The sequence below is a fragment of the Aedoeadaptatus ivorii genome (assembly GCF_030815095.1).
GTDB classification, from domain to species: Bacteria; Bacillota; Clostridia; order Tissierellales; family Peptoniphilaceae; genus Aedoeadaptatus; species Aedoeadaptatus ivorii.
This window is the reverse complement of record NZ_JAUSWF010000004.1, coordinates 143,793-163,502: the sequence shown is the minus strand read 5'-3', so window position 1 is coordinate 163,502 and position 19,710 is coordinate 143,793. Positions and strand designations below refer to the sequence as shown.

16 protein-coding genes are annotated in these 19,710 nt (G+C 44.5%); 13 read left to right on the top strand and 3 right to left on the bottom strand.

Going from position 1 to position 19,710, the window contains the following annotated elements; translation table 11 throughout:
• Window positions 1-132 precede the first annotated feature (132 nt).
• Window positions 133-1,575: a proline--tRNA ligase gene (gene proS, locus QO008_RS04235; RefSeq protein ID WP_307384682.1), complete on the bottom strand. Its 1,443-nt coding sequence runs from the start codon at window positions 1,573-1,575 to the stop codon at window positions 133-135.
• A 461-nt stretch (window positions 1,576-2,036) separates the two neighbouring features.
• On the opposite strand from proS, the gene QO008_RS04230 reads away from it, so the two are divergent.
• Genes QO008_RS04230 through QO008_RS04220 form a run of 3 tightly spaced genes read left to right on the top strand, consistent with a single transcriptional unit; the run spans window position 2,037 to window position 6,222 of the window.
• A complete protein-coding gene (locus QO008_RS04230; protein ID WP_307384680.1) occupies window positions 2,037-4,115 on the top strand; it encodes a glutamine synthetase III in 2,079 nt (692 codons plus the stop codon).
• An 8-nt stretch (window positions 4,116-4,123) separates the two neighbouring features.
• On the top strand, window positions 4,124-5,731 hold the full coding sequence (locus tag QO008_RS04225; RefSeq protein WP_307384678.1) for a CTP synthase: 1,608 nt from the start codon (window positions 4,124-4,126) through the stop codon (window positions 5,729-5,731).
• A complete protein-coding gene (locus tag QO008_RS04220; RefSeq protein ID WP_307384676.1) occupies window positions 5,728-6,222 on the top strand; it encodes an NUDIX hydrolase in 495 nt (164 codons plus the stop codon). The genes QO008_RS04225 and QO008_RS04220 overlap by 4 nt, the downstream gene beginning before the upstream one ends.
• A 30-nt stretch (window positions 6,223-6,252) precedes the next feature.
• Here QO008_RS04220 and QO008_RS04215 read toward each other — a convergent pair whose 3' ends face one another.
• A complete protein-coding gene (locus QO008_RS04215; protein WP_307384674.1) occupies window positions 6,253-6,807 on the bottom strand; it encodes a helix-turn-helix domain-containing protein in 555 nt (184 codons plus the stop codon).
• A 147-nt stretch (window positions 6,808-6,954) separates the two neighbouring features.
• On the opposite strand from QO008_RS04215, the gene guaA reads away from it, so the two are divergent.
• The 6 genes from guaA to QO008_RS04185 all read left to right on the top strand — a co-directional run bounded on the left by guaA (window position 6,955) and on the right by QO008_RS04185 (window position 14,620).
• The gene (gene guaA / locus QO008_RS04210) at window positions 6,955-8,487 is read left to right on the top strand and encodes a glutamine-hydrolyzing GMP synthase (protein ID WP_307384672.1); all 1,533 of its coding nucleotides are present in this window, start codon (window positions 6,955-6,957) and stop codon (window positions 8,485-8,487) included.
• Window positions 8,488-9,260: 773 nt separating this feature from the next.
• Window positions 9,261-9,734: a hypothetical protein gene (locus QO008_RS04205; protein ID WP_307384671.1), complete on the top strand. Its 474-nt coding sequence runs from the start codon at window positions 9,261-9,263 to the stop codon at window positions 9,732-9,734.
• 165 nt (window positions 9,735-9,899) lie between these two features.
• Entirely contained in the window at window positions 9,900-12,257 is a 2,358-nt protein-coding gene (locus QO008_RS04200) for an AAA domain-containing protein (protein ID WP_307384669.1), read from the top strand.
• Window positions 12,164-12,961: an AAA domain-containing protein gene (locus tag QO008_RS04195; protein WP_307384667.1), complete on the top strand. Its 798-nt coding sequence runs from the start codon at window positions 12,164-12,166 to the stop codon at window positions 12,959-12,961. The genes QO008_RS04200 and QO008_RS04195 overlap by 94 nt, the downstream gene beginning before the upstream one ends.
• On the top strand, window positions 12,877-13,986 hold the full coding sequence (locus QO008_RS04190; RefSeq protein ID WP_307384665.1) for an AAA domain-containing protein: 1,110 nt from the start codon (window positions 12,877-12,879) through the stop codon (window positions 13,984-13,986). The genes QO008_RS04195 and QO008_RS04190 overlap by 85 nt, the downstream gene beginning before the upstream one ends.
• Before the next feature lie 16 nt (window positions 13,987-14,002).
• Window positions 14,003-14,620, top strand: a complete 618-nt coding sequence (locus tag QO008_RS04185; RefSeq protein ID WP_307384663.1) for a hypothetical protein — start codon at window positions 14,003-14,005, stop codon at window positions 14,618-14,620.
• A gap of 469 nt (window positions 14,621-15,089) precedes the next feature.
• On the opposite strand, the gene QO008_RS04180 is transcribed toward QO008_RS04185, so the two are convergent.
• Window positions 15,090-15,815 carry a FadR/GntR family transcriptional regulator gene (locus tag QO008_RS04180; protein WP_307384661.1) on the bottom strand — a complete coding sequence of 242 codons (726 nt, stop codon included), beginning with the start codon at window positions 15,813-15,815 and terminating at the stop codon, window positions 15,090-15,092.
• Between the two features lie 301 nt (window positions 15,816-16,116).
• Between QO008_RS04180 and QO008_RS04175 the strand changes: the two genes are divergently transcribed.
• The 4 genes from QO008_RS04175 (at window position 16,117) to QO008_RS04160 (ending at window position 19,549) form a co-directional block, all read left to right on the top strand.
• Entirely contained in the window at window positions 16,117-17,523 is a 1,407-nt protein-coding gene (locus QO008_RS04175; protein ID WP_307384659.1) for a sodium:solute symporter family protein, read from the top strand.
• Between the two features lie 58 nt (window positions 17,524-17,581).
• Window positions 17,582-18,613, top strand: a complete 1,032-nt coding sequence (locus QO008_RS04170) for an ornithine cyclodeaminase family protein (protein ID WP_307384657.1) — start codon at window positions 17,582-17,584, stop codon at window positions 18,611-18,613.
• 502 nt (window positions 18,614-19,115) lie between these two features.
• Window positions 19,116-19,370 carry a hypothetical protein gene (locus QO008_RS04165; RefSeq protein ID WP_307384655.1) on the top strand — a complete coding sequence of 85 codons (255 nt, stop codon included), beginning with the start codon at window positions 19,116-19,118 and terminating at the stop codon, window positions 19,368-19,370.
• Window positions 19,367-19,549 carry a hypothetical protein gene (locus tag QO008_RS04160; protein ID WP_307384653.1) on the top strand — a complete coding sequence of 61 codons (183 nt, stop codon included), beginning with the start codon at window positions 19,367-19,369 and terminating at the stop codon, window positions 19,547-19,549. The genes QO008_RS04165 and QO008_RS04160 overlap by 4 nt, the downstream gene beginning before the upstream one ends.
• Window positions 19,550-19,710: the final 161 nt, after the last annotated feature.

The window sequence follows — 19,710 nt, the reverse complement described above, 5'->3', positions numbered from 1 at the left end:
AGAGATCAATCGCCGGCCACGTAAATGCTTAAACTGGAAAACGCCTTATGAGGTTTACCATTCAGTGGAGTTGCACTTGACTTGACAATTCAAGGCACAAAAAACGGACCCGAAGGTCCGCATTTTTAATTTTTAATAGGCTTTTGCGTAATAGACCATGTGCTTGGCGGGCTTGCCGCAGTGGACGCACACATCGGAAAGTTCTTCCTGCTCCTCTTCGAAGGGGATGCAGCGGATGGTGGCGCCGGTCTTTTCTTTGATTTCGGCCTCGCATTCTGCATCGCCGCACCACATGCCCTTTAAGAATACATTCTGTCCGTCGAGTTTTGCCTGAAAGTCGTCGAAGTTGTCGACGGAAAAGGTCTTTTCTTCCCGGCGGGCCTTGGCGGCTTCGAACATATCTTTTTGGATGGTATCGAGCATATCGCCCACGGCATCGGCGATATTTTCCATGGGGACAAAGCTCTTTTCATTGGTGTCTCTGCGCACAAAGACGACTTGGTTCTTTTCGATGTCCTTGGGGCCGATTTCGATCCGCAACGGAATGCCCTTCAGCTCCCATTGGTTGAACTTCCAACCCGGGCTGTACTGTGCCCGGTCGTCCAGTTCGACGCTGAAGCGGTCTTTCAATGCGTCGAAGAGGGCGGTTGCCTTTTCGTTTACGCCTTCCTTGTGTTGGGCGATGGGGACGATGACCACTTGGGTGGGCGCCACGCGGGGCGGCATCACCATACCGCGGTCGTCGCCGTGGACCATAATCAATCCGCCGATCAGACGGGTGGAGATGCCCCAGCTGGTGGTCCAGGCGGTGGCGAGCTTGCCTTCGCGGTCTTGGAACTGGATGTCGAACATATTGGCGAAGTTTTGACCCAGATTGTGGCTGGTACCCGATTGCAGCGCCTTGCCGTCGTGCATCATGGCCTCTAAGGTGTAGGTCGCATCGGCGCCGGCGAAGCGCTCGCTTTCGCTCTTTAAGCCTAAGATCACGGGAACCGCCATCTCGTCTTCGATGACCTGCCGATAGATTTCGAGCATTCTGAGGGTTTCTTCCTGGGCGTCGTCATAGGTCTCGTGCACCGTATGGCCTTCTTGCCACAAGAACTCGACCGTGCGCAAGAAGGGACGGGTCGTCTTTTCCCAGCGGAATACCGAACACCATTGGTTGATCAAAACCGGCAGGTCGCGGTAGGTCTGTACCCATTTGGAATACATGGTGTTGATCATGGTCTCGGAGGTGGGCCGTGCGATCAGCCGCTCCGCCAATTCTTCGTCGCCGCCGTGGGTGATCCACAGCACTTCGGGCGAAAAGCCTTCGAAGTGGTCGACCTCTTTTTGCAAGAGGGATTCGGGGATCAGCATGGGGAAGTAGGCGTTGGTGTGGCCCGTCGCCTTAAAGCGGGAATCGGCGTGTTCCTTGATCTTTTCCCATACGGCAAATCCATAAGGGCGAATGACCATACAGCCGCGCACCGGTGCGTAGTCCGCCATTTCTGCCTTTAAGACGATGTCGGTATACCATTGGGCGAAGTCGACGTCCCTCGCCGTGATCTCTCTTACAAATTTTTCCTGTGCCATAAATGCCTCCTAGCATGACAATAAAAAAACCGCGGTTTTCCAGGGACGAAAAACCGCGGTACCACCCTAATTTAACTTCAAAAGAAGCTCTCGACATCGTAACGTGATGAACGGCTCGGTTTGCGAGCGACTGCAGAGCGGGATTCCCCGGCTTCCGATCGCCGAATCTTGCAATCGATGAATTCGGCTCCCTGGCATCTTCCGGCGGGTACTTTTCTCTTTCAAAGTCGAAATATAATACAACTCTATTATAACCGCCGCCCTTCGCTTGTCAAGTTTTCCGCGAAGTTTTATGTAAATTTTACGCGGAAGGTGCGAGCAAGGGTTTTCCGCGCCTTGACAGCCTTTCTGTGATTGACTATTATAAAAGAAAACACCCTAGCCGGAAGGGGAGGGTTATAGTTTTTTTATATATTGGTGATCTTTCGAGAGAACCAATTTTTTATTTTATAGGAGGGAATATGGACAAAGACAACGGCTTCGGGCGGATGGCCTTTAACAAGCAGATGATGCGCGAGCGGCTCCCCCACGCCATCTACTACCGGTGGAAAAACGCCATTCGCAACGAAGCGGATTTGGACCGGGAGACGGCGGATGCCATCGCACACGCCATGAAGGAATGGGCGCTGGAGATGGGTGCCACGCACTATTGCCATTGGTTTCAGCCGCTAAACGGACGCACCGCCAAAAAACACGACGCCTTTTTGGATCGCACGGAAAAATACGACACCATCCATCGCTTTTCGGGCAAGGAATTGGTGCGGGGCGAAAGCGACGGCTCGAGCTTTCCCTCCGGCGGCATGCGCAGCACCTTCGAGGCGCGGGGCTACACCTATTGGGACGCGACCGCCAACTCCTTTATTATCGACCGGATCCTCTATATCCCTACGATCTTCGTCTCCTTTAACGGCGAAAAGCTCGACAAAAAGGGGCCGCTATTGGAGTCCATGAAGCTCTTGAGCCAATACGGCTCGCAGGTGGTCAACCTCTTCGAAAAAGAGGAATACACCTATCGCATGAAGCCCAAAGTCGGCCTCGAACAGGAATTTTTTCTCGTGGACGAGGCGCATTTTAATGCCCGCAGCGACCTAAAGAGCATCGGGCGCACCCTGATCGGCGCCGATGCCCCCAAGGGCCAGGAGATGGGCGATCACTATTTGGGCGGCATACCCCGGCGCGTGATGGATTTTTACGAGGACGTCAACCGCAAGCTCTGGGATTTGGGGATCTTCGCCAAGACCGAGCACAACGAGGTGGCGCCCGGGCAGTTCGAAATCGTCGCCCTCTACGAGAATGTAAATATCGCCGTGGACTACAATCAGCTGATTATGAGCATCCTCAAAGAAACCGCCCGCGAACACGGCATGGTCTGCCTGCTGCACGAAAAGCCCTTCTCCGGCGTCAACGGCAGCGGCAAACACAACAACTATTCCCTCACCACCAATTACGGCAAGAACGTCTTCGATCCCGGGGACAATCCCGCCGAAAACCTCACCTTCCTCCTCTTTACCGCCGCCATGATCGAAGCGGTGGACGATTACGCCCCTCTCTTGCGGATCGCCTCTTCCGGCCCTTCGAACGACAATCGGCTGGGCGGGCTCGAAGCGCCGCCGTCGATTATCTCGATGTTTTTGGGCTCCGAGATCGAGGAGATTCTAAAAGACATCGCCCACGAGGAATACCACGCCGACATTCGCCTGCCCAAGGCGTTTAAGATCAATTCCCTCGGGTATGCCCCCACCGACGGGAGCGACCGCAATCGCACCAGTCCCTTCGCCTTTACGGGCAATAAATTCGAATTCCGCATGGTGGGTTCGAGCATTTCCGGCGCCGATGCGAATATCGTCATCAACACCGCCCTGGGTCACAGCCTTCGAAAGATCGCCGATGCCCTCGTGCCCCTGGCAGACGATGCCGAGGCGCTTTCGGAAAAGGCGCGGGAGTTGATCGCAGAGATCGTTTTAAAACACGAGCGCATTCTCTACAACAAAGACAACTATTCCCAGGCGTGGGTCGAAGAGGCGAAGCGGCGCGGGCTTCCCAATTTCGCGAGCTACTTCGACGCGCTGGAAAGCTACAAGCGCCCCGAACTTATGCGGATCTTCGACGAATACGGGGTATTGAGTGAGACGGAGGTGGCCGCGCTCTATGAAATCGGAATCGAGTCGGTGGCAAATCACTACTCCCTCGAGACCCGGGCGCTTTTAACGATGCTTACCAAAGACGTGGAACCCGCCGTTATACGAGAAATTAAAGACCTTTCCGAGGTGGCCGGGCGCATCGAAAACGCGGCGCTCAACCGTCGAATTGAGACCTTTAATTTGCTCCTCGAGGAGCTATTGCTGCGCCACGATGCGCTCAAGGCGTCTTACGAAGAAGCCATGGCGCTTGCGGGCTACGAACAGGCGGCGTATTTTCAGCATGAAATCCTCCCCGCTTTTGGGCACATCCGCAGAATTTGCGACGAATTGGAGTCCATGATCAGCAGAGAAAACTGGAGAATTCCCACTTACGAAGATATATTTACGAAACTGGTATAGGAGGCATTATGACGAAGTACATTTTTGTAACCGGCGGCGTCGTTTCCGGCATCGGCAAGGGCATCAGCGCGGCGAGCATCGGCAGACTGTTAAAGAATCGCGGTTTCAGCGTATTTATGCAGAAATTCGATCCCTATTTGAACATCGACCCCGGGACCATGAGCCCCTACCAGCACGGCGAGGTCTTTGTCACCGCCGACGGTGCCGAGACCGACCTGGACCTGGGCCATTACGAGCGCTTTATCGACGAAGAGCTCACCAAATCCGCCTCGATCACCACGGGAAAAATCTACTCCCGCGTCATTCAAAAGGAACGCCGGGGCGACTACGACGGCGTTACCGTACAGGTCATTCCCCACGTCACCGACGAAATCAAAAGCGCCGTCTACCGCGCCGCCCATGAGACCGAAGCCGATGTCATCATCACCGAAATCGGCGGCACCGTCGGCGATATAGAGGGCCTGCCCTTTATCGAAGCCATTCGCCAAATTCACTCGGAAAACCCGCCCGAAGACGTACTCTACGTCCACACCGTATTGATTCCCGCCATTCCGGGTTCCGACGAACTCAAGACCAAGCCCACACAACACAGCTATAAACAGCTGATGAGCCAGGGCATTAAGGCGGACATCTTGATTACCCGAAGCGACGGAGAGATCGACGACTCCATTAAGCGCAAACTCTCCCTGTTTTGCGACGTCTCCGAAGAAGACGTCATCGAAAGCCGCCACGTCGACTTGATCTACGAAGTGCCCAATGTCTTCCGGGAACAAAAACTCGACGAGATCATTATGAACCACCTGCATCTCGAACCCAAGGAACAAAACTCCGACGAATGGCGCGAAATGGTCGCCCGCTTCAAAAAGGCGAAAGGCCGCGTCGACATCGCCCTGGTGGGAAAATACATCCAGCTCCACGACGCCTATATCTCCGTATCCCAGGCGCTGTTGGACGCCGGCTACGATATGGGCAAGCGCGTCAACATCCACTATATCGATGCGGAAGAACTCACCGACGAAGAATCCACCCGCACACGGCTTAAAGATATGCACGGCATCCTCGTGCCCGGCGGATTCGGCGAGCGGGGCGTTGAGGGCATGATCCTCGCCTCGAAATTCGCCCGCGAAGCGAACATCCCCTACTTTGGCATCTGCCTCGGCATGCAGATCGCCGTCATCGACATCGCGAGAAACCTCGCGGGCTTAAAGGGCGCCCACTCCACCGAAATCGACGTGGACACCCCCTATCCCGTCATCGACCTGATGGAATCGCAAGTCGGCGTGGAAAACCTGGGGGGCACCCAGCGCCTGGGCAACTACCCCTGCCACTTAGAAGATACGAGCCGCGCCCGCGCCCTTTACGGGACATCGGACATTCGCGAACGCCACCGTCACCGCTACGAGTTCAACAACGCTTTTCGCGGCGAACTCAGAAAGGCGGGTCTGAAAATCGCCGGCACCAACGAAGATTTGGACCTCGTCGAAATCATCGAACTGGACGCACCCGACTACTTCCTCGCCTGTCAATTCCACCCGGAATTCAAATCCCGCCCCAACGCCATCCATCCGCTATTCAAGGGATTTGTAGAGGCCGCGGCCAAAAAGGTACAGCCTTGATCGAAATCTGGGACCTGTTCGACAAAGACAACCGGCCCACCGGCGAGACCGCCATCCGCGGCAAGCGCATCCCCGGCGGGAGTTACCATCGGGTGGTGGAAGGATGGATTCGCACCCCCGACGGCAAATACATCCTCCAGAAGCGGGCGCGCTGTAAGAGAAACTACCCCGGCTTCTGGTCCTGTACCGCCATCGGAAGCGTCATCGCCGGCGAGAGCCCCGAGGACGCCATGATTCGCGAAATGGAAGAGGAAATGGGCATTCGCCTTACAAAAGAAGAGCTGGATTTGGAGCGCATCATCACCGAATTTCCCGCCCATTACTATATCTATCGCATCGAAAAAGACGTTAAAGAAGAAGACATACGGCCCGATCCCGAAGAAGTAGAAGACTTCGTCTTCTTGACGCGCGACGAACTGCGGAGCTGGTCCGAAGAAAATCACATGACCAAACTCTCCTATTACGAGGACTTTTTCAAAAAATGGCCATAAAAAAACAGGGGCAAACCCCTGCTTTTTCGCTCAATAGACCGGCGGCGTATAGAGCCAAATCGACAGACACGGCTCGTCGGCATTGTTGATATACACATGTGGCCAGCTTGCCTCAAAGGAAATGCTGTCGCCGGCGGAGACATGGTAGGAGACTTCGTTGACGACCACCTCGAGGCTGCCCGCGAGGATAAAGCCGAATTCCTCGCCGTCGTGGCTTTTGGGAATCAGACTCTTGGGGGCTTCGGTGGGATCAAAGCGCATTTCGATCAACTGAAAATGCTCATTTTCCGGCGTGAGAATGCGGATCCTGCGCTGCACCTCGGCATAATCGATCATCTTGTGCGAACCGCAGCGAAAGATCAGCGGCTTTTTGCGGGGCGGAATGTCCTCAAAAAACTCGCCCATCGTCGTGTGTAAGGCATCGACAATCCGCAACATCGCATTCACCGAAGGGGAGACCAGATCCCTCTCGATCTGGCTGATCAAACCCGTCGAAAGATTCGATGCCTCTGCCAAATCTTTAATGCTCATGCCCAATTCTTTGCGCATGACGCGAATCTTATGGCCGGAAAATTTACCAGACACGCCGCACCCCTTTCGAAAAATACTTACAATATACTAAACATAGTATATCACAAGGAAAAGGCAAAGAGAACGAAAATTCCAATCGGGAAACGAAACGGAACCCCGGGCGGGCTATGGTATAATGAGAGACGAATAGGAGGTTCATCCATGGACAGACAAAAGATTCTGGTCGTCGACTTCGGCGGCCAATACAATCAACTCATCACCCGGCGCGTACGGGAACAAAACGTCTACGCCGAAGTGGTCAGCTATCGCAAAGTGTGGGATGCGATCAAAAAGGAAAAACCCGTCGGACTCATCTTTACCGGCGGCCCCAACAGCGTATACGACGAGACCAGCCCCGGCATCGACCGCGAAATCTTCGAACTGGGCATCCCCATCCTCGGCATCTGCTACGGCATGCAGCTGATCGCCAAAACCCTCGGCGGCATCGTCACCAAATCCGACAAGCGGGAATTCGGAAAGACCAAGACCATGGTGGATCCTTCCAGCAAACTCTTCGAAGGGCTCGAAGTCGAACAAACCACCTGGATGAGCCACATCGACTACGTACAAGAGCTGCCCAAGGGCTTTCGTACCGTGGCGACCACCGATTCCTGCCCCGTGGCCGCCATGGAAAATGCAGAGAAAAACATATACGCCATCCAATTCCACGCCGAGGTGAACCACACCGAAAACGGATATCAGATTATCGATAACTTTTTGAAAAAAGTGTGCGGCGCAGAAGGCGACTGGAATATGGAAGATTACGCTACGTATGCCAAAGAGAGCATTCGCAAAAAAGTCGGCAAGAAAAAAGTCGTCCTCGCCCTATCCGGTGGCGTCGACTCCTCCGTCTGCGCCAAACTCCTCGCCGATGCCATCGGCGATCAACTCACCTGTATCTTCGTCGACCATGGCCTTATGCGCAAAGACGAAGGCAAAGAAGTAGAAGCCGCCTTCGCCGACAGCGATATGCACTTTATCCACGTAAACGCCAAAGACCGCTTCCTCGAAAAACTCAAGGGCGTCACCGACCCCGAGCAGAAGCGAAAAATTATCGGCGAAGAATTTATCCGCGTCTTCGAAGAAGAAGGCCGAAAAATCGGCGCCGTCGACTTCCTCGCCCAAGGCACCATCTATCCCGACGTCATCGAAAGCGGCGCGGGCGATGCCGCCGTCATCAAAAGCCACCACAATGTAGGGGGCCTTCCCGCCGTCGTCGACTTTAAGGACCTTATCGAACCCCTCAGAGATCTCTTCAAAGACGAAGTGCGAAAACTCGGCGAGACCTTGGGCCTCGATCCCAAACTCGTGTGGCGACAACCCTTCCCCGGGCCGGGACTCGGCATCCGCGTAATGGGAGAGATCACCGAAGAAAAACTCGACATCCTGCGCGAAGCCGACTACGTCTTCCGCGACGAAATCGCCAAAGCCGGCCTCGATCGCGACATCAACCAGTACTTTGCCGTCCTCACCGACAACCGCACCGTCGGCGTTATGGGCGACTTCCGCACCTACGACTACACCCTCGCCCTGCGCGCCGTCACCACTACCGACTTTATGACCGCCGATTGGGCGCGCATCCCCCACGACGTCTTAGACGCCATCAGCGTGCGCATTGTAAACGAAGTGGAACACATCAACCGCATCGTCTACGACATTACCAGCAAGCCCCCGGCAACCATTGAGTGGGAGTAAGGGGAGAGTTCTGTAACAATATAAGAAATCCGGTTTTTTCAATTCCTCTGTGCTATGAAGATGCAGAGGAATTTTTATATGTGGAAACAAAACTTGGGTTGCATCTAGAGTTGTGTTTTCGAGATTTCCGTAGATAAACTGCTGTATAGCATATCGATAGAAAATCACTACGACCGCTACTTTTGAACATTTCATCCCCGCTCTGGATCATAGATTTTTTTCATAGTCGTTTGGAGGATGAATATATAATTACCTCGATCGGCGAGACAAAGGTTTTAAACGAGGTAAATCTTAGGATCTTGGGTGGTGAAGCAGAAAGTTGTTATGTTATAAAGAGAATTATGTTTTAGACATTTTATACAGAAAATGTTCCTTTATCTGTTAATGAAAATTAGATGAGAAATGATCAAATCAAATATTTTTAAACTAGGGAATCACTGCATTCATAAAAAAAGTTATATTTATTGGTACAAAGTTATATTAATATATTATTAAATCAAAACTATAAAAATGAAGTTACTTCATTGATGTACAAAAGCTTCGTAGTATAATAATATATGTAAAAAATATTTTACTGTGAAAGGAGAGGAAATTGAAAATCAAATTAATAAAATATTTAGTTCCTGAGTGATGTTGAGTGTGGAAATTTTAACAATTGGGAGAATAGATTTATCACGAAAAAGACAGAACTTAGTGAGAATATGTCGATAGATTTCTTTGAGTTAGATTTATATATCTAATATGTCATCGACCTCATGGAAGAACTGTTTTATGTGTTTAAGCGTGTAGGTAAAGGGAGTGTAGTGTTTATAGACAAAATTATGAATAAAGAAGCTGGAGGAGGATCCACTCAACAGGAGAAAGTGCTTTCGCTTTTTAAATTTATTGAAGAATTGAATAAGTTAAAGCAGAATTTAGTGTTGAATGTATCGCAGTATAAATGGTGGCGTCCGATAAATTCTTTTCCCGATGATCCCGAGAATATTAAGATTTACTATCGAGATCGCGTGGATGAGGGTGAAGAGGGAGGAAATAATAATATTTTATTTTCTGTTCATAAACCCGAATTTCAAATTTGTCCGGAACCTGGGATTAAACTTAAGGAATGGTTAGAACAAGGATGGAATGATTATCGAAAGGAAGTTAAAACAAAAGAATTTATTTCCCGTCCTTTAGATCTAGAAGGTTTATCCTCCGATGAAGAGAAGCATGTACCGCGCATCGATAGGAAGAAAAAAAACTTATAAGGAATTCTTTTCTGATGACAAAGAGCGAATAAATATCTACGAAGAATGGATAGAAAAACGTAATATCTGGGCTGAACATCAAAAAGTATTGACTCGGACGAGAAAAATTTTTACAGAATTATATAAAAATATATTGATCTAGAACGAGATTCTGAAATATATGAATTGGTAGTAGCAGATGGTTTTTTGCGAGATAGGAGACTCCCAGACTTAAATCATCCAATTTTAACGCGACGTGTTAAAATTCGTCATGATGCCTTTGAGAATACAATCTACATAGAAGATACTGATGTTGAAACGGAATTATATACAGCAATGTTTCAAGATATGGAAGGTATCAATTTAGCATCGATTAACCATCTGCGTGAAGACCTTCATCTAAACGACTACCATCCCTTAGATCGAAATGATTTGCCTATATTTTTTAAAACATTCATTCATCAACTTTCATCTGAAAGTCACTATTCAGATGATGGAGATATAAAAGATTGGCAGCAAAAAGAGCGAATCTTGCTTTATCGTAATCCTTGCTACATTCTGCGCAAACGTTTAGATGGATCGTTGAAAGCTATCGATCAAATTCTAAAGCATGTAGAGAAAACTGGTGAAATTCCTGCTCCTATAAGAGATATTGTAGAAGGCGGGAAAATTGAAATTCCTGACGATATCGAGGCATTAACCATTGAAGAACAATTAGCTGCTGTTGGTGGAGAAAGTGTAGATATTTTATTGTCAAAAGAAGCTAATAGGGAGCAATTAGAAATTGCCCGACGTGTTGAAAGGTATAATGCAGTTTTGGTGCAAGGCCCTCCTGGAACGGAGAAAACTCATACTATTGCAAATTTGATGGGTCATTTTTTGGCGCAAGGGAAAAGCGTGCTTGTTACGAGTCAGACGCAGAAAGCCTTAACTGTGTTAAAGGAGAAAGTGGCAGATGGATTGCAAAGTTTATGCGTTTCCTTACTGGATGATTCAAATGTTGATATGGAGAAATCGATAGATGGCATTACAAGTTATATGTCACAAACTACATCCTTCGAAGTTGAAAAGGAAAGAGATATTTTAGAACAGGAACGAAAAGAAATTATTAGTCAGCTTGCTACCATCCGCAAAAAGTTGTTTGCTGTTATTCATCAGGAGTGCAACTGTATTGTTTACAATGGCGAAGAGATTTCCCCTTCTGCGATGGCTGATTTTGTACAAGATAATAGCGAAAGCCTCTCTTATATTCCTGGATCTGTACAACTCTATGAACCGTTGCCTCTTAGCTTTAAAGAATTAACAGAGCTTTATAAAAGTAATATTATCATTAGTTTTTACGACGAAACAGAGTTCGCACATGAAATTCCGGATCCGTTAACTTTAATGAATCCTGAAGAATTTGAACGTAAGTGTAATGCACTAGCTGATGCAAAAGGGCGCTTAAAAACTATTTCTGAGAATAACAACTGGGAGATTCACAGTTTGGAAACTGAGAACAAAATTTTGATAAGAGGCGTGAATGGTCAATTTGCGTTGGAAAATCCATCTGTGTATGCAGTTGAAGAGTTAAAGGAATATGTTGCTACATTTCCAAAGATTCAACCATGGATGCAACATTGTGCTATTGATGGCAGAAAGGGTGATACTTACCGAGAACTTTGGAATCGTTTGATAGAACAAGTTGAGATAACCTGTGACTATGCAGAGAAGTTAGTAACTAAGAAATTTGGAAAAGATATTGTTATTCTAAATACTGATCCAGAGTTTTATAGTGCTATGCAAAAATTGCAGACTAGGTATAGTCAAGGAGGAAAAATAGGCAAGCTAGCTGTCTTGTTGAACAAGCAACTTGACATTGCCTTAAAAGGTGCTACGATTAATGGTCAGATGCCGCAGAATGCGGAAGATTGCGATCTAATTTTAAGTATTCTGGAGATAAAGTCGATGCGTGAGGAGTGCGCTTCTTATTGGAATGATTTGATCGCTAAACATGGAGAGCCGCTATTTCACGACCTTGATAGAGAAACTCCAGAACGAATTGCTGCAAACTATATTCCTTTAATACAGCGTTATTTAAAATGGTTTGATAATGAATTCGGAGTTCTGACAAAACGTATGGAAAAAGTAAAGCTGCCCTGTGATGTGGTTTTTCAGAGTAATCCTCTTGATTCTGAAATTGCGTCGGCTGAGAAGATCTTGGAGGCAGTTGAGCATTCAATCCCAAGGCTTTGTGATGTTTTTGAACTTATAAAGTCTATATCAGATATTAAGGCAGCCTTGCATAAAAATCAGACTATTCTTCAGACAGGCAGACGCATGTATTCGGATGAATGCAAGTTGTTATTATCTGCTACAGAAGCATATGATGTTCGAGCATATCAAAATGGATATTCAGCCTTAAAAAAACATATGCTAAAATCAGTATCAATGAAAAGCGGAAGGAATACTTGGATAAGATCTATTCAATTGCGTCGCAATGGGCAGATGCAATCCGAAATCGAGAAGGTATTCATGGGCAAGAGACGCCTCCTGGGAATATAAAAGACGCTTGGAAGTGGAAACAGTACTATGGAATAATTGAAGAAATTATAAAAGTACCCTTTTCAGATTTGCAAAAACGAAGCTTAGCTTTAAGTAAAGAATACCGTGAAGTTACTGCAAAATTTGCAGAGAAGTCGGCCTGGTACCACTTGCTGCGTAAAACGGAGCATGATATTACCATGAAGCAGGCATTGCAGGGTTGGAAACTTACCGTCAAAAAAATCGGAAAAGGAACTGGGAAAAAAGCTCCCATGTATCGTGCGAGGGCTCGTGAATTAATGACTAAGTGTCAAGAAGCAGTGCCTGCATGGATAATGCCTATAGGAAAAGCATTGGAAAGTTTGTATCCTAGTACTAATAAATTTGATATCATTATCATCGATGAAGCTAGCCAATCAGATATATCATCTCTAGCTATTTTATATATGGGGAAAAAATTAGTCATTGTTGGTGATGATAAACAAGTTAGTCCTATGGCTGTTGGAGTTCCAATTGATCAAATGAATGTTTTAAAGGAAATATATATAGCCAATAAAATTCCCAATGCTCACCTATATGATGCGAAGACATCTATTTATGATATTGCTGCTACAACCTTTCAACCTCCTTTCAACCTCTTATGTTGCGTGAACATTTTCGTTGTGTTCCTGAAATCATCAATTTTTCAAATCAGCTTTCATATGATTTCAAAATCAAACCCTTGAGAGATGGAAGTAATAGTGTTCTTCAGCCTGCTGTTATAAATTATCGTGTGGAAAATGGAGAACGTATTGAAAAAACTAATCCTAATGAAGCAAAAGCTATAGTTGCTTTGCTAAAAGCATGCATAGAACAGCCTGAATATCAGGGAAAATCTTTTGGCATAATTTCTCTGTTGGGCGATGATCAAGTAAAAGAATTACAAGAAGAGATTTTTAAGCAAATTGACTCTAAAGATTGTAGTGAACACAAAATTTTGTGCGGTAATGCATCTCATTTTCAAGGAGATGAACGAGATGTTGTGTTTTTGAGTATTGTGGATTGTGCAAATGGCGAAGGGCCTTTAGCAAAACAAGGTTTCGGTAGTGAAGATGCCTATAGAAAACGTTATAACGTTGCAGCGAGCCGTGCAAAGGATCAATTGTGGGTAGTGAATTCATTAGATTCAGTAAACGATTTAAAATCGGGCGATATACGTAAAATGCTGATTGATTTCTCTTTGGATCCTGAAGCCTCTCCTATGTTGAATGCAAAAATAGAAGAAAAGGCAGAATCTCCATTTGAATCCGCTGTGGCAAAATATCTTGCAATTAGGGGATATCACCTTGTACAGCAATGGGAAGTTGGTGCTTATCGCTTAGATATGGTAGTCGTTTGCGGCGAAAAGAAGATCGTAATCGAATGCGACGGAGAACGCTATCATAGTGGTGAAGACAAGATTCGTGAGGACATGGAGCGTCAGACGATCTTGGAACGGTTGGGCTGGCGATTTATTCGAATCCGTGGAAGTGAGTACTATCGAAATCCCGAAAACACCATGGAGCGTGTTATAAGAGCATTGAATGATGCAGGGATTGAGCCAGAAGAAGACGGAATTTTACAAGAAATGGATGGACGAAATACAGAACTATTGATGCGTGTAAAACAACGAGCAAACTTCATTCTAAATGAAAATGATGGGGCATCTGAGTTGATGCCTGATATAATAGCAGCTGCATTGGATCCCAAGAACCAAGAACGATATAATTAGCACAAATCCAAAAATTTTGGAGGATACAGACGCCTCCACGATTAAGAAAACAGATCGAAGAGAATTAGATTTAAAAAGAATAGAACAATCTAATCTTCAACATGAATTAGTGAAAGATAAAAGAGAGAAGGAGGATAAAGATTGTGATGGAACTCCAAAATTCTTGCCATATCAGGCAGTGAACATTGGAAAATATATCCAAAAATTTAAGTCGAATGATTTTAAGGAAATGGTACAGGCAATTTTAGAGGTAGAGGCCCCGCTTTCTGAAGCCTTATTGCTATATAGGTTGATCGAATATTTTGATCGTAAAAGGGTTACAGGTAGTGTATGGGATGATTATAAGTTAAAAATGCGTGGTTGCCGAAAGTATGGGATCATTAGGAAAAACGGCTTTTTGTATTTAGATAGAGATAAGGATATCCAATTTCGAGTAGCGGGAGATATCGATCGATCTATTGAATACATTGCGCCTGAGGAATTAGCTGCAGGAATGTATGAAATTCTTAAATATCATGGGAGAATGGAGAAAAAAGATTTATATAGTGCATTGGCAACTCACTGTGGAATACAAAGAGTTGGAAAAGAAAAAAAATATTGGATACAGCTTTATGCACTCTTGAAAATTCTGTGATAAAGACTGGAGAGCAATTGTGGATAAAAGAATCTTTAAGAATCCGTTAGATATAGTTCTCTAAGAAAAGAGATGACCCAGTGAATTATCATTTATAATTAGACTTTCTATATGGATTAAAAGCTGAATTTTGGAAGTTTAATTATGACTCGATTCAGGAGGTTTTGTTATGGAGCTTTAACAGAAAATCACTTTAACTGCACTTCTAGGTTATTGTCAATCCAGGAACTGATTATTGACCTACTTTTATAGATCTAGCAGTTGTCATAGCCATTTTGGGAATAGTTATAGTTAGGGAGATAGATAGCGTAAATAAAACTACTGTGATCAACACTATAGAGATTTTTTCTGAGGTAGGATGAGATCTAGGCGAATAAACTAGGAAAGAAATTGCAAATATGATAATAAAATATTCTCTTTAACATTTACTAACAAAAAAGTCTGACCAAGTGGTCAGACTTTTTTCGATTTATTTACTAGTATAGTCGATAGCCGCATTTTCATGAACCAGTTTTTCTAAGTTTTCTTCAGTTCTCATCAAGTGCTTACGTATAGCCACTTCCATAGCTTTTTTATCTCTATTACGCAAAGCATTTAAGATGTCTTCATGCTCTTGAATATGATTTTTCATTTCTTGAGGCGTATTAAAATCTACTAACGCATCTCGATAATGTCCTACTGTATCTGAGTAAGATTCTATTAGTTTAATAATCAATGGATTTTTTGTGCTTTCTGCAATTCTTACATGAAACTTAGCGCCTTGCACGGCCCAAGGGTTTTGGGATAATACTGCTTTACGAAGATCTTGCATCGCTTCTTCAACGCGTAGAATATCTTCCTCACTTGCCCGTTCGGTGGCTAATTCCCCAGCGAGTAATTCGACAGCAAGGCGGACCTCGATGATTTGATGTATAGACACACGGGCTTCAAACTCAAGTTTTTCGCTATCGTTCAGAATGTAGTTTAGCATTGGTTCTCGGATATACGTTCCTTTTCCCGGGATTGATTTGACAGCGCCATTTATTCCTAAAGCCTTCATCGCTTCACGGACACTAGTGCGACTGACTTGAAACAAATCAGAAAACTCGCTTTCTGTCAACAACTTATCTCCGACTTGCAATCCGTTTGTTTGTACATAGTGAACAATAGACTTTAAAACTTGCTCAGAAAGAGAAACTCGTTCTATTGCGCTCATAGCTTCCTCCCAATTTGGAAATAATTGTGTAGAAATGGTTGGTATCATTTCAGAGTCTAAAAAATAATAAATAATGCAATTAAATATAATGAACTTCATAAGTAAGAATAATCTTAACTTCTTATTTTGTCAAGAATATACAAAATAGGCGCAGATTTAATCTAAAAATACAAAAGTTTAAATACAAAACAAATAAAACAATTGACAATATAGTAAATTAAGAATATAGTAATATCATACAAATGAAATAAGCGCTTATATTCATCTGTAGGAGTCAACAACCAAATAGAAGGAGGAAACTATGAGTAGTGATAGCTTGTTTGTCGTCATTGCTACCTTAGTAGTTATTGGAAGTTCTTTTATTTTTGCGGTGATGGCTGGAAAGAGAAGTAGAAGAAATACCGATGACTGGAATATTGGTGGCAGAAATCTTCCGTTATATGTAATTGTTGGAACTCAATTTGCTAGTGCCATGGGTGGCGGCGTTATCGTAGGGCAGGTTGGGAATGCTTACGATAATGGTATCAGCATGATCTACTATGGTCTGTTTGCAAGTCTTCCCTTTATAGCGTTTATTTTAATTGGGAAATGGATCAGATCCCAAGAATTTGAAACCATACCTGATATGATCGCTCATTTGAGCGGAGGTAATAAGTATGCTCGTATTATTGCAGCAGCATTGACAATTGTCGTGCCTTTCGGCTGGTTAATCTCAAATCTTGTCGCATTTGCAAAAATGTATACGCAAATAACAGGAATTTCTTTGAATATCTTAATCATCGTTATGACATTGCTTAGTCTTTTGTTTGTTATGCCTGCAGGAATGAAAACGGTTGCGTGGACGGATTTCTTTTTTGCTACAATTATGGGCCTTTCCTGTGTTCTCGTAATAGGTTACTGTATTTCGGAAGGCGCCACGCTTGACAATATCAATTCAACGCTTCCAAAAGAGTTTACTGATTTTTCAGCATCTACAAGGCAACTAGGGTGGGGCACAATAGTAACATGGTTTATTGCTTGCTTACCAGGCGGTATGACAAATCAAATGTATTTCCAACGCGTATGTGCTCTTGATAGTGTAAAAAAGGTAAATCGTTCGTTAATAATTTCTGCAATTGCGTTGTTTATTGCTTTTGCTTGGTCTTGTTATATTGGAAATGCGATTCATTATATGAACGCAGATCTGGCAGGAGAAAATGCTACGGGCTGGTTACTCACAGTAATGCCAGTCGTATTAATCGCAATATTCGCTTCGCTTATTAGTGCGACAATTATGTCGACTATTAGTTCTGCGGTCCAATCAATTGTTGTGAATTGTACGCATGATATTTATAAAACATTCCGACCAAACAGTGATGAGAAAAAACTACTGAAACTATCACGTATTCTTTCGGCCGTGACACTTGCAATTGCAGCTTTTTTAGGGATTAACAATCCAGAGGTTCTTAATTGGGTTGTAAATACCTATGCATATTCAGCGGCAGGTTTATGTGTTCCTATGTATGTTGGATTCTATCTTTATAAAAAAGAACGTGTTACTCCAAAGGGGTTAATAGCAAGCATGGTTAGTGGAATTTGTGGATGCGTAGTGGCCCAAATCCTCAATACTTCGATACCATTTGTTGTAATCGGTATTGTAACATCGTTTGTAGTTTTGATTATTGTGAGTTTAGTCACGAGGTCTAAAAATTTTGGAATGAGTTTATGAAATAATTCGATTGTTAAAAAAGTCAAATTCTTGAAATGAATCAGAGGAGGAAAATTCAATGGCAAAACTTCTTACCTATGAACAAGTTATGCATCTTGTAAATATGGAAGATGCAGTGGATTCGGTTGAAAGGACTTTTGACTATTTTGGAAAAGGAGAAGTGATTAATCCAACAAAAGTGACGCTGGATTTAGGAGAATCTGGAGGATGGCCGCCGTATGAAGGTTTCTTTAATGCAATGCCTGCATATATTGGTTACCAAGATAATGCTGGAATAAAATGGGTAGGTGGTTTTTTAGGGCATCGTAAAAAAGCGAATCTCCCATTTATTTGTGGAATGATTATTTTAGCAGACCCTAAACTTGGAATCTTCAGAGCAGTCATGGATGGGAAATATATTACCAATCTGCGTACTGGCGCTCAGACTGCAGTTTCTTTAAAGCATTTATTTAAAGAGAGAGAAAGTATTCGAATTGGGTTATTTGGTGCTGGCGTCCAAGGCCATACACAAACTGAAGCCATTTCAAAAGTATTTAAAATTGAGGAACTTCGGGTTTATGACATATATAAACCCGTAGCTGAAAAATTTGCTAGAGACATGGAAGATGTCGTTGAAGGAAAAATTATTATTTGTGATAAGGTTGAAGATGCAACGGATGCAGACGTACTTATCACAGTCACTCAAGCTCACGAACCATTTTTATCGAGTGAGATGATTCAACCAGGGACAGTCGTCTTTCCTATGGGCTCCTATAAAGAGGTTACAGATGAGCTAATACTAGACTGTGATGAGATTGTTGTCGATCATTTAGAACAAGCCTTACATCGAGGAGCTTTGCATCGGCTAGCTGAACAAGGAAAAATTACCAAGGACAATATATCAACGACAATTGGGGAATTAGTTGCTGGAGAGAAGAAAATTACGAATATTGAGAAGAAAAAGGTTCTATGTATACCGATTGGTATGGGCTGTTTAGATGTCGCACTTGCATATATAGCATACGATAGAGCAAAGAAAGGTCATGTTGGTTTTGACTTTGATTTTTGTGGTGAAAGTTACAAAGAGGATTTACCGGAGAGACAGTTATAGAATTTTATTATCTCAGGGAGAAAAAGGAAAAAGCTTATAAGATTGTGAATATAGACCTAAAATGAATCTAACATTTTAGGTCTATATTCAATTATGTAGAAGTAATAAAAATAATTCAGTGATAATAAACATGCAAATTTTTTAGATAGATTGTTAGTGATTTGAGCATGAAAACCGGTAATATAGAAAGGTTGGATCCGTGCTTACAGCTTAAAAATATTGGTTTGCCGTTAAGGCTTAGATTTGAAATAGCGTTTTAGGGGAAAGAGAACACGTTTTTCAGGGATCGGAGAAACGGCGTATTGTAAGAGAATGTGTCTATCAGAATCTTCCCGAGCCTTCAATATGTTAGCGCACGTCAATTAATGGTTATTGCGCATACTTCTATAGAGTATTTTTAATTGCGAATTATATTTGATCTAGCAGTGAGGGTGAATTTTCGTCTAATTCCAAAATATAAATTATTTTAATACGATTTTGTTGTATACACCAAGGAGAAAGTATGAAGATTTATACGCGAGAACCCCATACACACAACCGTTTTTCTCTCCACGACGCGGGGATTTTGGTCTTTGTGCGGGACGGCGACGATTTGGTGCTCGAGACGGATTCGGGTTTTGTGGATGTGGTGCGCGATGAGATGGTGAAGGGGCGCATTCGCATTTGCAACGTTTGGTTTTCGGATTCGTATGTCCATGTTTTGCACTACCGGGATGTATTATGTGGCAATGTGGGCAGTTTACGGGAAAGAAGATGACGCTTGCGGATTTTGTCGTCGATTTTTCGAAGCATCGGAGCCGGATGGATATTATGGGAGAATACGACGGGGACCAAACGCTGGTGCTGACGGGTTTTGTGACAACGGGGGAGCGGATTGCGGAGGTGCTGATGGAGATCGATTATACGGGCGATTTTTTGTACGAGATAGAAGAATAAGAGAAAACTTTGCCCCGAGGCGTTTGTCCCCGGGGTTTTTGTATGCGCGGATTCTCGAATCTATTCTATTCTTTACATATTCCTTACCGCAATTTATCTCCCCTCGGTCGTGGCTCTGCTATTCTCTTTATAAAGGAAAACTGTCGCGTTTTTTCGGGAGG

Bases quoted from the DNA above. Each gene is read 5' to 3' on its own strand.
- proS (WP_307384682.1), bottom strand. From the start codon at position 1,575: ATGGCACAGGAAAAATTTGTAAGAGAGATCACGGCGAGGGACGTCGAC.
- QO008_RS04230 (WP_307384680.1), top strand. From the start codon at position 2,037: ATGGACAAAGACAACGGCTTCGGGCGGATGGCCTTTAACAAGCAGATG.
- QO008_RS04225 (WP_307384678.1), top strand. From the start codon at position 4,124: ATGACGAAGTACATTTTTGTAACCGGCGGCGTCGTTTCCGGCATCGGC.
- guaA (WP_307384672.1), top strand. From the start codon at position 6,955: ATGGACAGACAAAAGATTCTGGTCGTCGACTTCGGCGGCCAATACAAT.
- QO008_RS04190 (WP_307384665.1), top strand. From the start codon at position 12,877: ATGTTGCGTGAACATTTTCGTTGTGTTCCTGAAATCATCAATTTTTCA.
- QO008_RS04180 (WP_307384661.1), bottom strand. From the start codon at position 15,815: ATGAGCGCAATAGAACGAGTTTCTCTTTCTGAGCAAGTTTTAAAGTCT.
- QO008_RS04175 (WP_307384659.1), top strand. From the start codon at position 16,117: ATGAGTAGTGATAGCTTGTTTGTCGTCATTGCTACCTTAGTAGTTATT.
- QO008_RS04170 (WP_307384657.1), top strand. From the start codon at position 17,582: ATGGCAAAACTTCTTACCTATGAACAAGTTATGCATCTTGTAAATATG.
- QO008_RS04165 (WP_307384655.1), top strand. From the start codon at position 19,116: ATGAAGATTTATACGCGAGAACCCCATACACACAACCGTTTTTCTCTC.
- QO008_RS04160 (WP_307384653.1), top strand. From the start codon at position 19,367: ATGACGCTTGCGGATTTTGTCGTCGATTTTTCGAAGCATCGGAGCCGG.